11 protein-coding genes are annotated in these 14,064 nt (G+C 69.7%); 9 read left to right on the forward strand and 2 right to left on the reverse strand.

Features of this window, described 5'->3' with window-relative positions:
• Positions 1 to 5: 5 nt before the first annotated feature.
• Positions 6 to 1,403, reverse strand: coding sequence for an O-acetylhomoserine aminocarboxypropyltransferase/cysteine synthase family protein (locus BQ8008_RS00495; RefSeq protein ID WP_108832351.1), 1,398 nt, complete (start codon positions 1,401 to 1,403; stop codon positions 6 to 8).
• Between the two features lie 800 nt (positions 1,404 to 2,203).
• Here BQ8008_RS00495 and BQ8008_RS00500 point away from each other — a divergent pair.
• Together BQ8008_RS00500 and BQ8008_RS13545 are read left to right on the forward strand one after the other, a co-directional pair.
• The gene (locus tag BQ8008_RS00500) at positions 2,204 to 3,238 is read left to right on the forward strand and encodes a coiled-coil domain-containing protein (RefSeq protein ID WP_234415155.1); all 1,035 of its coding nucleotides are present in this window, start codon (positions 2,204 to 2,206) and stop codon (positions 3,236 to 3,238) included.
• On the forward strand, positions 3,235 to 3,567 hold the full coding sequence (locus BQ8008_RS13545; RefSeq protein WP_234415156.1) for a C40 family peptidase: 333 nt from the start codon (positions 3,235 to 3,237) through the stop codon (positions 3,565 to 3,567). The genes BQ8008_RS00500 and BQ8008_RS13545 overlap by 4 nt, the downstream gene beginning before the upstream one ends.
• A 210-nt stretch (positions 3,568 to 3,777) precedes the next feature.
• Here BQ8008_RS13545 and BQ8008_RS00505 read toward each other — a convergent pair whose 3' ends face one another.
• Positions 3,778 to 4,278, reverse strand: coding sequence for an inorganic diphosphatase (locus tag BQ8008_RS00505; RefSeq protein WP_108832352.1), 501 nt, complete (start codon positions 4,276 to 4,278; stop codon positions 3,778 to 3,780).
• A gap of 235 nt (positions 4,279 to 4,513) precedes the next feature.
• On the opposite strand from BQ8008_RS00505, the gene dacB reads away from it, so the two are divergent.
• The 7 genes from dacB to folE all read left to right on the forward strand — a co-directional run bounded on the left by dacB (position 4,514) and on the right by folE (position 14,058).
• Positions 4,514 to 5,905, forward strand: coding sequence for a D-alanyl-D-alanine carboxypeptidase/D-alanyl-D-alanine endopeptidase (dacB, locus tag BQ8008_RS00510; RefSeq protein WP_108832353.1), 1,392 nt, complete (start codon positions 4,514 to 4,516; stop codon positions 5,903 to 5,905).
• 66 nt (positions 5,906 to 5,971) lie between these two features.
• Complete coding sequence (locus BQ8008_RS00515) at positions 5,972 to 7,135, forward strand: zinc-dependent metalloprotease (protein WP_108832354.1); 1,164 nt, start codon at positions 5,972 to 5,974, stop codon at positions 7,133 to 7,135.
• 109 nt (positions 7,136 to 7,244) lie between these two features.
• Entirely contained in the window at positions 7,245 to 7,799 is a 555-nt protein-coding gene (gene hpt / locus BQ8008_RS00520; RefSeq protein WP_108832355.1) for a hypoxanthine phosphoribosyltransferase, read from the forward strand.
• Between the two features lie 214 nt (positions 7,800 to 8,013).
• A complete protein-coding gene (locus BQ8008_RS00525) occupies positions 8,014 to 9,318 on the forward strand; it encodes a hypothetical protein (RefSeq protein ID WP_108832356.1) in 1,305 nt (434 codons plus the stop codon).
• A gap of 938 nt (positions 9,319 to 10,256) precedes the next feature.
• Entirely contained in the window at positions 10,257 to 10,703 is a 447-nt protein-coding gene (locus BQ8008_RS00530; protein ID WP_108832357.1) for a hypothetical protein, read from the forward strand.
• Positions 10,704 to 11,351: 648 nt separating this feature from the next.
• On the forward strand, positions 11,352 to 13,433 hold the full coding sequence (ftsH, locus tag BQ8008_RS00535) for an ATP-dependent zinc metalloprotease FtsH (RefSeq protein WP_108832358.1): 2,082 nt from the start codon (positions 11,352 to 11,354) through the stop codon (positions 13,431 to 13,433).
• Positions 13,434 to 13,485: 52 nt separating this feature from the next.
• Positions 13,486 to 14,058, forward strand: a complete 573-nt coding sequence (gene folE / locus BQ8008_RS00540; protein ID WP_009747140.1) for a GTP cyclohydrolase I FolE — start codon at positions 13,486 to 13,488, stop codon at positions 14,056 to 14,058.
• Positions 14,059 to 14,064 lie beyond the last annotated feature (6 nt).

Genomic DNA, 14,064 nt, shown 5'->3' on the forward strand with positions numbered 1-14,064 from the left:
CCGCCTCAGGCCCCGACGCTCCGGGCCGCCTCAAGACCCCGCTCGAGGTCGGCCAGGATGTCGTCGATGTGCTCGATCCCCACGCTCAGGCGCACGGTTCCGGCGCTGATCCCGGCCGCCGCCAAGCCGGCGTCGTCGAGCTGGGAGTGCGTGGTGGTGGCCGGGTGGACCGCCAGCGAGCGCACGTCCCCGATGTTCGCCAGGTTGGAGAACAGGCCCAGGGCGTCGATGAAGGCCGCCCCCGCCTCTCGCCCGCCGGGCAGGTCGAAGGTGAGGATCGATCCCGCCCCGCGCGGGCAGTACTTGCGGTGCAGCTCGTAGTAGGGGCTGGAGGCCAGCCCCGAGTAGCGCACCGAGGCGACGTCGTCGCGCCCCTCCAGCCAGGTGGCCACCGCCAGGGCGTTGTCCACGTGCCGCTCCATGCGCAGCGAGAGCGTCTCGATGCCCTGGGCGATGAGGAAGGCCGAGTGCGGCGCCAGCGAGAAGCCGAGGTCGCGCTGGCCCTCGGCGCGCGCCTTGAGGATGAAGGCCAGGTTGGCGCCCAGCGGGCTGCCTATGCCCAGGTCCCGGGCGTAGACCAGGCCGTTGTAGGACTCGTCGGGCGTGTTGAAGGCGGGGAAGCGCTCGGGCTGGGCGGCGAAGTCGAAGTTGCCGGAGTCCACGATCACGCCCGCCACGGACGAACCGTGCCCACCCAGGAACTTGGTCGCCGAGGCCACGACGATGTCCGCGCCCCAATCGAAAGGGCGGGTCAGGAACGGTGAGGCCACCGTGTTGTCCACGACCAGCGGGATGCCCAGCTCGTGCGCGGCCGCCGCGATCGCCTCGATGTCGAGGACGTCGCCGCGCGGGTTGGGAATCGTCTCCCCGAAGAAGGCGATGGTGCGCTCGTCGGCCAGCGCTGACCAGGCCGCCGGGTCGCCCGGGTCGGCCACGAACCGTGCCTCGATGCCCAGCCGCGGCAGGGTGTGGGTGAGCAGGTTCGTGGTGCCGCCGTACAGCGAGGGCGAGGCCACGATGTTGTCACCCGCCCCGCCCAGCGTCACGAGGGCGAGAGTCGTGGCCGCCTGCCCCGACGACGTCAGCAGCGCCCCGACGCCGCCCTCCAGCGCCGCGATCCGCTGCTCGACGATGTCATTGGTCGGGTTGGTCAGGCGCGTGTAGATGGGACCCAGGTCGCTCAGGGCGAAGCGGGCGGCCGCCTGCTCGGCGGACTCGAAGACGTAGGAGGTGGTCTGGTAGATCGGGATGGCGCGCGAGTGGGTGGGCTCGGACAGCGGGTCGTGCCCGGCCTGGACCTGCTTGGTCTCGAATCGCCAGCCCGCCGGGTTCGTGGGGGAGGGGGCGGCCTGGTCAGTGGCCGGGGCTGCGTGATCCGGCGTGCTGGGGTGCTGATCGGTCATGAGGACTCCTTGGTGGCTCCCGGTGACCGGCGGCGATGTCAGTGCCACGGGCTGCTCCCGCGCTGCGCCGGTGGTTGCGGCGCGCTTGCGGGTGGTTCCGCCCGGCGACCCGCTGCGCCCGGCGGTGGGGCCGGGTCTCGCAGTCGGGGGCGAGGTGTCGTGGCGCTGAGTCGTCCGCCGTCACCGTTGGTTACTGCAATGTCTTGCGAAGGTGTGGGTGAGGGCGGGGACGCGCACGTGGGCCGACGGCGGCGTGCGCGTCAGCTGCGCATTCGCCCCGTGGTGGGGGCGTCCGGCCGGAGGGCCTCAGAACGACGGAACATGCTCCGACTTTAGCGGTTTCCTCCGCGGGCGGTCCAAACGCGTGTCCGCGAAGCGAGTACGAGCGCAGTTCGGCCCCGGTTCCGCGGGCCTGTGCCGGTGTGCGCGGAGCGGTCTTCCGCAGGCACTGAGCCGGCCGCAAGAAACCGCCATTGACCTGCACGAACGGTCAGTTGTGCCGGATGCCATACGGGTCACGGCCGAATGACGGACAGCGGGAGCCTTGTCAGCGCAAGCAAGACCTGTGAACTACAGGGGTGTAAGTTACGATTGTGAATACTGTGAATCTTGTTTTCAGATGGGATTAAAGCGACTAATGTGGTTTCGCCACATCCGGGCCGACGCCACCTGCCGTCTTCGTCCCCTCATCCGTCCCGCGCCCCCGTGATCTCGCGGAACGGGTTCTGGCGGCAGGCCGACGCCGGTCCCCGGGTGAGGCGACATCCTCACGTTCAGCCCCATCACGACGGAGAACCCCTGTGAGCCCGATCCCCCAAAGACGACACGGACACGGTGTCGTCGCCACCGCAGTCGTGGCACTGGCATGCACCCTGGCGCCGTCGGCGCTCGCCGACCCCGTGGACCAGAGCGACATCGATCGCTCCAAGGCCTCCGAGCGCTCGACCTCCACCTCCATCGCCTCCTTGGAGGCCCGGCTCGCCCAGGAGAGCACCGCCCTGGAGCAGGCCCAGATCAAGGCGCAGGTCGCCAACGAGGACTACCTGACCGCCGTCGACGACCTCAACACGGCCACCACCGACGCCCAGACCGCCCAGACCAACGCCGACACCGCCGCCTCCAACACTGCGGCCGCCCGCTCGGACCTGGGGTCGATCGTCGTCCAGACCTACCAGGAGAGCGGCAACCCGCTCGACCCGCTCGCCCCGTACCTGACCAGCGAGTCCCTGGCCGACCTGGCCGACGCCGACGTCGCCCTGACCCGCGCCGGCGAGCAGAACAACACCAAGGTCCAGAACGTCGAGGCCCTCGAATCGGTGGCCGCGAGCATGCAGACCATCGCCGACCAGAAGGTCAGGGACAAGGAGAACGCCGCAACCTCCGCGGAGACCGCCAAGTCCGACGCCGAGGCCGCCGCCCGCGACGCCCAGAGCGCCGTCACCACCACCCAGACCAACCGCCAGGACCTCATCGCCCAGCTGGCCGCCCAGCGCAACACCACTGTCGAGCTGGAGACGCAGCACCAGAACCAGGTCGAGGCCGAGCGCAAGGCCCGCGAGGAGGTCGCTGCCCAGGCCGCGGCCAAGGAGGCCTCGGAGAAGGCCGCCGCCGACCTCGCCCAGAAGCAGGCCGAGGAGACCGGGCAGGCCGCCGCCCAGCCCCTGTCTCCTACCAGGCCCCGGCCCAGGACCCCGCCACCACCTCCCAGCCCGAGGCCGACGACGAGGACTCCTACACACCGGCCCCGGCGCCCGCCGCGGCCCCCGAACCGGATCCGGAGCCCGCGCCGTCCTACTCCGGCAACGCCGCCTCAGTCGCCATCAGCACCGCCATGAGCTACATCGGCACCCCCTACGTGTGGGCCGGCGAGTCGGCGTCGGGCCTGGACTGCTCCGGGCTGACGATGGTCGCCTACGAGGCCGGCGGCGTGTACCTCACCCACTCCTCGCGCGTGCAGTACGGGCAGGGCGCCCACGTCCCGCTCGACGCCGTGCAGCCCGGCGACCTGGTCTTCTGGTCCTCCGACGGCAGCCAGTCCGGCATCTACCACGTGGCCATCTACCTGGGCGACGACATGATGATCGAGGCGCCGACCTTCGGCATGACCGTGCGCGTCACCTCTATGCGCTACTCCGGCGTCATGCCCTACGCGGTGCGCCTCTAAACACTCTCGACGGCGGCCTTCCTGCTGAGAGGTGGCTTGCCGGGACGCTGAACCGCCCCACCCCTGCTGAGGGGTGGGGCGGCGTATGTGCTCGAAGGCAGTCGACCATCTCTGCGGGTCTGGCGGGAGCGGCGCGGGGAACGAGCGGCGCGGATGGCAGCCGAGAGCAGGTGCGCCGCCCTGCCCCGCCGACCCGCGTCGTCGTCGGCGTCAGTGGCCCTCGCGGGCGATACGGTCGGCCTCGCGCTGGAAGGACTGGCGGATCTCCTCCTCGGCCTCATCGCGGCCCACCCAGTGGGCGCCCTCAACCGACTTGCCGGGCTCGAGGTCCTTGTAGACCTCGAAGAAGTGCTGGATCTCCAGGCGGTGGAACTCCGAGACGTCCTCGATGTCGGTGCGCCAGGAGGCGCGCTGGTCGGCACTGGGGACGCACAGGACCTTGTCGTCGCCGCCCTTCTCGTCGCGCATGCGGAACATGCCCAGGGCGCGGCAGCGGATGACGCAACCGGGGAAGGTCGGCTCCTCCAGCAGGACCATGGCGTCCAGGGGGTCGCCGTCCTCACCGAGCGTCCCGTCGATGAAACCGTAGTCATCGGGGTAGCGCGTGGAGGTGAAGAGCATGCGGTCCAGGCGGATCCGACCGGTCTCGTGGTCGATCTCGTACTTGTTGCGGTTGCCCTTGGGGATCTCAATCGTGACGTCGAACTCCACAGGGAGCCTCCTTCGCTTGTGTCTTCAACTCGTTGGGCGCTGGAACGGTGCCTGGTGGTCGGCGTCGATCCGGCGGGGCGGGTCTTGATGGCACTAGTGTGGCGCACGACAGCGCCTGAGGTCAGCAAACGCGTACTCTGCACGTCGGTGCACTGACGGGAACGACCTCCCGGGCGCCCCACCCACCTGATATACAGGCCATCCCAGCCTGATAACAACCCAGTCCGGAGGACGTATGCGCAAGGTCCAGACCGCGGCCCTGACGGCGGCGAGCCTGCTGGTTTTCAGTGGCTACTACAGCCTGGGCGATGCTCTTGACCTGCTGCCCGGCCCGGTGACGGTCGCCTACGCCGACGTCGCCCCCCAGCCCTTCCCCACACCGGCAGGCCCCAGCGCCAAGACGACGGCGCCCTCCGGCCTGGACCAGGGGGCGCCCAAGCCCTCGAGGGCGGCGCTGAGCGGCTACGTCCAGGCCGTGGCCTCCGACGCCGCCCTGACCGGCGGCAGCGTGACGGCCTCGGTCATCGACGTCGCCACCGGTGAGGAGCTCCTGGACCAGTCGGCCACCACCGGGGTGACGCCCGCCTCCACCAACAAGGTGCTCACCGCCTGGGCGGCCCTGTCCTCCATGGGACCGGGCCACACGCTCCAGACCAAGGCCGTCCTGGACGGCCAGACCGTCACCCTCGTGGGCGGCGGCGACGTCCTGCTGGCCGACGACGCCGGGGACCCGACCGCCACGGCCGGCCACGCGGGCCTGGGCGACCTCGCCCGCGCCACCGCCGAGCAGCTCAAGGCCCAAGGGACGACGTCGGTCTCCCTGCGTCTGGACGACACCCTGTTCACCGGCGCCCAGTGGAACGACGGCTGGGAGGCCGGCAACGAGCAGTACGTGGCCAAGGTTCAGCCGATCATGGTGGACGTCTCCGCCACCCAGAACCAGGGCTACCCGGCCGACCCGGCGATGGAGGCCGCCCAGGCCTTCGCCAGGCATCTGAGCGAGGCCGGCATCACGGTCGACGGCGATGCGTCCCGCGCCGCCGCTCCCGGCGGCGCCAAGGAGCTTGCCTCGGTGTCCTCCGCCCCGCTGTCCGACATCCTGGCCCTGTCGCTGAAGACCTCCGACAACACGATGACTGAGGTCGAGGGGCGGCTCGTGGCCCTCCAGGCCAAGGAGACCGCCGACTTCGCCGGGGCCTCCAAGGCCGTTGCCGCCCAGCTGCGCAAAGACGGCTTCGACACCTCCGGGCTGACCCTCCTGGACTCGTCCGGGCTGGCCAAGGGCAACAAGGTGCCCGCCAAGCTCCTGGCCCAGATCCTGGCCAAGTCCGCCGGAGACGATGGTGGCTCGGCCGGGCGAACCCTCGTCGCCGACCTGCCCGTCGGCGCGCTGGACGGGACCCTGGGCAACCGCCTGCATGACACGGCCGCGGCCGGAACCGTGCGCGCCAAGACCGGGTCGCTGGAGCAGACCTCCTCCCTGGCCGGCGTTGTCACGACCGCCGACGGGCGCCTGCTGGCCTTCGCGATCCTGGCCAACGGATTCCCCGCCAACGGCGGGTCCGCGGCCGGTGCCGCGATCGACAACCACTTCGTAGCGCCCCTGGCCTCCTGCGGCTGCTCGTGAGAGCCTGCACGGCATACCTGGAGGGTCCCTGAGGCCTGTGATACCGGTGATTCCCGTGAGAAAGGCATGGCGGTGACGACCAACGGCACGGCGGCGGGGCTGGTCGACTGGCAGACGGTGGAGCGCCTGGCGGCGCTGATCCCCGCCGGCCCCAGCGCCTCGCGCTCGACGCGCGCCAGCACGGTGGCCGTCCTGCGCCGCTCCGCCCAGGAGGCCCCGGCATGGGTCGCCCGGATCACCGGCCTGAACCGGGCGGCCCAGCGGGTCGCGGACACGGTGCCCGTGAGCGTCGTCGACCGGGCCGGGTTGGTACGCGTCTCCACCCGGGCGCTGCGCGGCCTCATGGAGCAGGTGCCTGCTCCGCCGGCTTCGGAGGCGGTCCGGCTCGTCGGGGCCGCCGAGGTGGCCGGGGCGATGAGCCTGCTCGCCACCCGGCTCCTGGGTCAGGTGGTGCCCGCCAGCCCGGCCTGGCACGAGGGCCGGTCCGACGCCGTTCGGCCCGGTGGCGAGCAGTCCAGCACCGCGCTGCCCGGCGCCGTCGCGCCGCACCTCCTGCTCGTGGCGCCCAACGTGCTGGCGATGCGCCGCCAGATGGACCTGGACATGCTCGACCTGCCCGCCTGGGTCTGCCTGCACGAGGTGACGCACGCCGTTCAGCTCGTGGCCGCCCCCTGGCTCGGCCCCTACCTGGCCGACTCCATGCGCACGGGCATCGGTGCCGTCGTCGAGGCCGTCTACGGCGGTGCTCATGGCGCTGGCAGCGTGGCGGACAAGCGCGGCTCCGGGGTGCGACGGGGGAGTGCGGTGCGCCTCGCGGCGCGCGCGGGTCGGGGCCGAGTGCTCGAGGGGCTGACGAACATCAGGGATCGTTCCGAGCTCGCCTCCTTAGCGGCCGCCCTCACTTTTTTGGAGGGGCACGCCGAGGTCGTCCTGGACGACGTGCACCCCAACCGGATGCCCTCGGTCCACCGGCTGCGGGCGGTGCTCTCGCGCAGCCGCGCGGCCGACGCCGGCATCGGCCCCGGCCCCGGCCTCGGCGCGCTCCTGCTGCACCGGCTCATGGGCCTGGACGCCAAGGAGGCCCAGTACGCCGACGGCGCCGCCTTCGTGCGCAGCGTCGTGGCGCGCATCGGGCACGAGGGGCTCAACGTCGTGTGGACCGACCCCGCGCTGCTGCCCACCCCGGCCGAGATCGCCCGCCCCGACGTGTGGGTGCGCCGCGTGGGTTGAAGTGCCAGGTCGGGCCCGGTATGGCAGGCTTATGGCTTCGACGCGGACCGGTGTCCCCCAACTCCCGGCCACCGCGAAGCCATGACGACGCAGGAGGAAGGCAGGGCGGATGGACGCCACGGACATGGGATCGGACCTTCAGCAGGTACTCATCACCGAAGAGCAGATCGGGCAGCGCCTCGATGAGATGGCAGCCCAGATCGACGCCGACTACGAGGGGCGCGACCCCCTGCTCGTGGGTGTGCTCAAGGGCGCCGTCTACGTCATGGCGGACCTGTCGCGCCGGCTGCACATGAGCGTGCCGATGGACTGGATGGCCGTGTCCTCCTACGGCTCGGGAACCAAGTCCTCCGGCGTGGTACGCATCCTCAAGGACCTGGACACCGATGTCACCGGCCGCAACATCCTGATCGTTGAGGACATCATCGACTCCGGCCTGACCCTGTCCTGGCTGCAGGGCAACCTCTCCTCCCGGGGAGCGGCCTCGGTGGAGATCGCCACACTTCTGCGCAAACCCGACGCTGCCAAGGTCGAGGTGGACGTCAAGTACGTCGGCTTCGATATTCCTACGGAGTTCGTCATCGGCTATGGGCTGGACTATGCCGAGCGGTACCGCAACCTGCCGTTCATCGGTACTCTGCGGCCCGAGGTCTATGGAGGCTGACTGATTCAGGTTTACCTTGATAAAACCTGGGCATAGAGCGGGAAAATCGGGAACAGGCCGGTCGGAAGGTCGCTGTCCAAGGTGATCCGCAGGGCCGTGGGCTGCGTACTTCTCCCTTTTCCGAGTAGTCGGAGCCATGTTCGTTACGTTACGATAACTAGCGTAGGTCGCCGGTGGATGCCCCACGCCGGCGGGTGATGTGGAAGGACTGTTGGTGACGGTGAAGAAGGCTGTGCGTCGACGCTCCGTGAGGCTGGTCGGCCTCGCGGGTGCGGTGGTGCTGGCGTCCTCGCTGAGCACGCCCATGACGGTGTCGGTGGCCGCCGAGCCGGCCGCGGACACCACTTTTGGCACGGTTGCTGAGATGGCGCAGGTCAGCGGCGCCTCCGGCAACCTCACCACCCTCGGTGATGAGGCGCCTGGTGACGGCGGCGGCCTGACCTACACCGTGGAGAGCACGAGCCCCGCCGGCGCGCTGGGGGCCGCCTCCGTCATGCTGGCCGACGGCCAGTGGGCCGTGCCGCGCGGCCTCCCGGTTGCCCCGACCGCGGCCTCGGACGGTGCTGCCGCCAATGACGTGGTGGCCCGGGCCCAGTCCTTCGCCGACGCCGGAGGGTCGCTGACCGTGACCCCGTCCCGTCCCACGCCGCTGTCGGGCACGAACGTGCGCGCCAGCGGTTCCGCCCCTTACGCGATCACCTCCTCGGCACTGGTCGGCATGGTGCTCTCCGGCTGGGACTACTCGCACACCACCTATGTGGCGGACCAGAACACTCAGGTGGGCTACCGGGCCGACGTCGGGTACGACCTCGGCGGACAGTGGAAGCCGGACGACCTGGCGGGCTGGTTCAGCTCCCAGGGGCGCCTCTGGGTGAACACGAACGGCGCCATCAACCCCGGGGACATCGTCTTCTTCTCCGACCCTCTGCCCGCGGGGCAGAGCGGTTCGGGCTCGGCTCCCGCTCAGTCGACGGTCTTCGGGAACGTCTACGACGTCGGTATCTATGCCGGGGACAACAAGGTCGTCCGGGCCTCGGCCGGCGGCGTCCAGACGCAGACCTTGGACGCGCAGACGATGGCCGACGTGGCCCTGGTGGCTCGCCCGCAGTGGTCCGCACCCGATGGGGGTGCGGCTACGCCGGATCCGCAGAGCGCCGACGGCAGTACCGGTGGAGCTGCTACGCCGGGCTCGGAGGCTTCGTCGTCGGCCTCGCCTCAGGCGAGTGCGCAGGCTCCCGCTGCGGGGGCTCCGTCCGCCAACGGCGGCTCGGTGCCGGACGGTTCGAGTGCCGGCTCACAGCCCTCGGGCGGGACCGGCCATGACGACCACAACGAGGTTGTGGTGGGTGCCAGCGGCAGCCATGACAGCAAGGAGCACACGAGTGCCGCTGAGCGGTCCCCGGGCCAGAGCACCCGGGAACGGTGGCTGCCGGTGACCGGTGTGGCGATCGGCGTGCTGTCCGTGGCGGCCGTTCTGCTGTCCTGCGGCCTCATCGTCCTACGCCTGCGCCGTAGCTGAAGCGGGCTACGCGGGCCGGCTCGGGTCGCCCCCCCCGTCTGGTTCACCGACTGCCCTGCCGTTCGTGAGTAAGTGACGAGTGGGCGGCTGCCGAGTCTTCGGCGCCGCCCGCTTTTTGCGCCTGCTGGCCGGTTCCTGCGGTCTAGCCGTTTCGGCTGCGTGATGCTCGCTGGATTTCTGCGAGGTCACCTGGCACGAATTCACCTGGGGCGTACGTCTTGAGGTTATTCACAAGCATGTCGGCCATCCGCGCTTGCCCAGGTCAGCAGTCACCCGCCTCGCTCCGTGAATGAGTTTCCTTGGGTGCCGTCGAAGAGGACGGCGTCCACGGTGAGTGGGGATCGGTCTACGTCGGCTCGGACGGCCTGTTCAAAGGACTGGTGGCTTGACGGGCCGTTCTCCTGCGGTGCTGGAGTAGTTGGGTGTCCATGCAGCGGACATGACCGGCTCCGCATCCCATGCGACTGGCAGGCAGCCCCGGAATTCTGTGGTTCTCACGCGTTTCCTGATGTCTCGGCAGCGTTCATGTCCGCTGTGTGGTCACTGGTCTCCGCAAATCCACCGGCCCTGTTGGCAACCACCGCATGACAAGCCTCGTGAAAAGGCCTCCAGGTGCGGTGCTGTGGGCGGCCACGCCGGGGCCGGTTCCCTTCCCAGTGGATCACTACCCGGCGTCGGGGTGTGCTGCACGCGCTGCTGCTCCTGAGGCTGGCTGGCGGGGTTCTGGACCAGTGATGGTTCCGGGAATCCTGCGAGAACACCCGGCACGAATCCACGTGGGGTGTCCCAGTTTAGTGCCGACGTCTGCCGGTAGGTGTCTGTCCGATCCAGCGCCTTGAATGTGGCCCTCCCTTCCCCGGGCACCATGAATATGGACGGTCCGTTCTGGATCGTCGCCTCTGCAACATCCGTGCACCAGCGCGGGGAAAGGAAACACGATGACCGAGACAACCGATTGGCGCGGTCGCCTGAGGAACGCAGTCAGAAGCAAGTGGGGACACGTTGCATGGTCCCTCATCGGTCTGCCCATGGCATGCCTTATTGCGTCCACGACCAGCTTCACCCTGGTTCACGTGGTGGGAGTGTTCGGGCCATCCTTCTTTGTGTCGCTCCTGCAGCTTGTCTGTGCTTACCGTGAGCAGCCTTGTCCGTTCGACGCGAAGGTCAATGAGGAAGCAAGTAGGCTCATACGCGACAATGTCGTGGCAGCCGTGATCTTGCTCTTCTTGGTAGGTGCCGCAATCCAGGCGTTCGGTGAAGGAATCGACGGGCTCCTGGGTAAGCAGGACAGCACCCTCCGCGCTTTGATCGTGCTCTACCCTTGGCGGGGCCTCATCTGCGCGACTCTCGCGACGCATCGAACGAAGAAGGATGCGAAGAAGTGAACTTGTGGCCGATGCCGTCGATATGGGTGCTCGCCCGGCAGTGAGTCACGAGTCTGTCCTAGTGGACGGTCTGGATGGCTGCTATAACACTGCGGCAGGTGATGACGGTGGTCGGAGCAGCGAACGGCGCACGAGCGCTGCCGAGGAGTTCTCCGTCAATAGCGCTCGGGATCGGTGGTTGCTGGCGGCGGGTGTGGTGATCGGTGTGCTGTCTCGCAGATTGATCGCACGGCGCTTGCGTCGCAACTGAGCCGTTGGAACACATGACGAGACCTGCGACGTCGTCGCGGACGCACCATAGGGGCCGCAGACTGCCCCTGAGCCTCAGTCCTCGGGCCCTCGGGTGCGTCCGCGAGGCGGCGGGGTGCCCAGGTGCGTCCATGGGGCGCGGGGTGACCTGCACGTGGGAGATCTGGCAGGTCGACACGGACGGTGCGGCCTCGGGCTGGAGGGGCGGCGAGGCGCGTCCTCGGAGCACGAGGGAGAGACGGCGCAGGGCTCGTCGGTGCGCTGGCAGGAACCGGCCCCCGCCCGCTTCCCCAGATCTTCCCGGCCACGCCCGGCGCGAACGTGAGCAAGCGCAATGGGACCTTTGCCGTGCTATCGGCTAACGTCTGAGAGTCAGTATGTTGAAGGGACCTACCGCCGATGAAAGATTCTGGGCGTAAGCCCGGCCGCAAGGACTCGGAGAAGCCGGGCAAGGCCGGAAGGGATGATCGCAGCAAGCGCGACCGCAAGCTCCGCGACTCACTGGGCAACCCGTTCCTGTGGCTGGTGCCCTTCCTCCTGGTCGTCGTCCTCGGCTGGGCCGTCTTCTCCTCGATGTTCGGCTACCGCACCATCGACACCTCCGACGGCCTGGCCCTCCTGCGCGACAAGGCGGACACGATCGAGTCCGTCACCGTCATCGACGGCACCCAACGCGTCGAGCTCGACCTGAGCACCACCTACGTCCAGCCCAAGAAGAAGGGCGACTCCGAGGCGCGCCCGCTGGGCAAGAAGGTCGGGTTCTCCTACACCGACGCCCAGGCCGAGCAGGTCGACCGCCTCGTCCAGGCCGCCGCCCCCGAGGACGGCTACAACTCCGTGGTGCCCACCACCACCTGGTGGTCCTCGCTCATCCAGCTGCTCGTGCCCGCCATCCTGCTGGGCGGCTTCATGTGGTGGCTCCTGAGCCGCATGGGCGGCGGGCGCGGCGGCGCCATGGGCTTCGGCCGCTCCAAGGCGAAGGTCGGCTCCAAGGAGATGCCCGACGTCACCTTCGACGACGTCGCCGGCGAGGACGAGGCCGTCGAGGAGCTCGAGGAGATCCGAGAGTTCCTCTCCGAGCCGGACAAGTTCCGCGCCGTCGGCGCCAAGATCCCCAAGGGCGTCCTCCTCTACGGCCCGCCCGGAACCGGTAAGACCCTCCTGGCCAAGGCCGTCGCCGGTGAGGCCGGCGTGCCCTTCTTCTCCATGGCCGCCTCCGAGTTCGTCGAGATGTTCGTCGGCGTCGGCGCCTCGCGCGTGCGCGACCTGTTCGACCAGGCCAAGGAGAACGCCCCCGCCATCATCTTCGTCGACGAGATCGACGCCGTCGGCCGCCACCGCGGCTCGGGCACCGGCGGCGGGCACGACGAGCGCGAGCAGACCCTCAACCAGCTCCTCGTCGAGATGGACGGCTTCGACGCCAACACCAACGTCATCCTCATCGCCGCCACCAACCGCCCCGACGTCCTGGACCCGGCCCTCCTGCGCCCTGGCCGCTTCGACCGGCAGGTCAGCGTCGAGGCCCCCGACATGGCTGGGCGCGCCGCCATCCTCAGGGTCCATGCCAAGGGCAAGCCCTTGACCGACGACGTCGACCTCGACCTCGTGGCCAAGCGCACCCCCGGCTTCACCGGCGCGGACCTGGCCAACGTCCTCAACGAGGCCGCCCTGCTCACCGCCCGCTCCAACGCCCAGCTCATTGACAACCGGGCCCTGGACGAGGCCATCGACCGTGTCATCGCAGGTCCCCAGAAGCGCACCCGCGTTATGCGCGACCACGAGAAGCGCGTCACCGCCTACCACGAGGCCGGCCACGCCCTGTGCGCCGCCGCCGGCGCCTACTCCGACCCGGTCACCAAGGTGACGATCCTGCCGCGCGGGCGCGCCCTGGGATACACGCAGGTCATGCCCCAGGACGACAAGTACTCCACCACCCGCAACGAGCTGCTCGACCAGCTCGTCTACGCCATGGGTGGGCGGGCCGCTGAGGAGATCATCTTCCGCGACCCCACCACCGGCGCCTCCAACGACATCGAGAAGGCCACCGCCACGGCCCGCAAGATGGTCACCGACTACGGCATGACCAGCGCGGTGGGCGCCGTCAAGCTCGGCACCACCGAGAACGAGACGGTTCTGGGGCTCAACGCCACCAACCGCGACTTCTCCGAGCAGGTCGCCGCCACCGTCGACGCCGAGGTCCGCTCCCTGCTGGACACCGCCCATCGCGAAGCCTGGGAGATCCTCACCCGCAACCGTGCCGTGCTCGACGAGCTGGCCGAGGAGCTCCTCACCCGCGAGACGCTCCTGGAGAAGGACCTGGAGAGGATCTTCGCCGACGTCGTCAAGCAGCCCGAGCGGCCCCTGTGGCGCAGCGACGAGACGCTGCCCGTCGTCGAGGTTTCGCCCGCTGCCGTTGCCGCCGCCGACGGCGAGTCCGGAGCCGGCCGCAGCGGGGACGACTTCTGGGGCTACAACCAGTAAGCCGACCCGGGCCCCGGCGGGCCCGGCAGGCGCAGAGAGACAGAGGCCGACCATGAGCTACGACGCCGAGGGCGTGCGCCGTGCGGTGCGCGACCTGCTCGTCGCCATCGGGGAGGACCCCGACCGCGACGGCCTGCGTGACACCCCCGAGCGTATGGCGCGCGCCTATGCGGAGATGTTCGCCGGTCTCGGGCAGGACCCGGCCGAGCACGTCGAGCGGGTCTTCGACGTCGGGCACGAGGAGATGGTCCTCGTGCGCGACATCCCCATGTACTCGGTGTGCGAGCACCACCTCCTGCCCTTCCACGGGGCGGCGCACGTGGGCTACATCCCCGGCGCCGACGGCCGAGTCACCGGCCTGTCCAAGGTGGCGCGCCTCGTGGACGGCTACGCCCGGCGCCCCCAGGTCCAGGAGCGGCTCACCCGGCAGATCGCCGACGCCCTCGTCGAGCGCCTGGAGTGCCGGGGCGTGCTCGTCGTCGTCGAGGCCGAGCACCTGTGCATGTCCATGCGGGGCGTGCGCAAGCCCGGCTCCAACACGGTCACCTCCGCCGTGCGCGGCATCATGCGCAACGCCGCCACCCGCTCCGAGGCCATGAGCCTGGTCCTGGGCCGGCGTTCCTGAGAGGCC

The organism is Actinomyces sp. Marseille-P3109, from assembly GCF_900323545.1.
GTDB lineage: Bacteria > Actinomycetota > Actinomycetes > Actinomycetales > Actinomycetaceae > Actinomyces.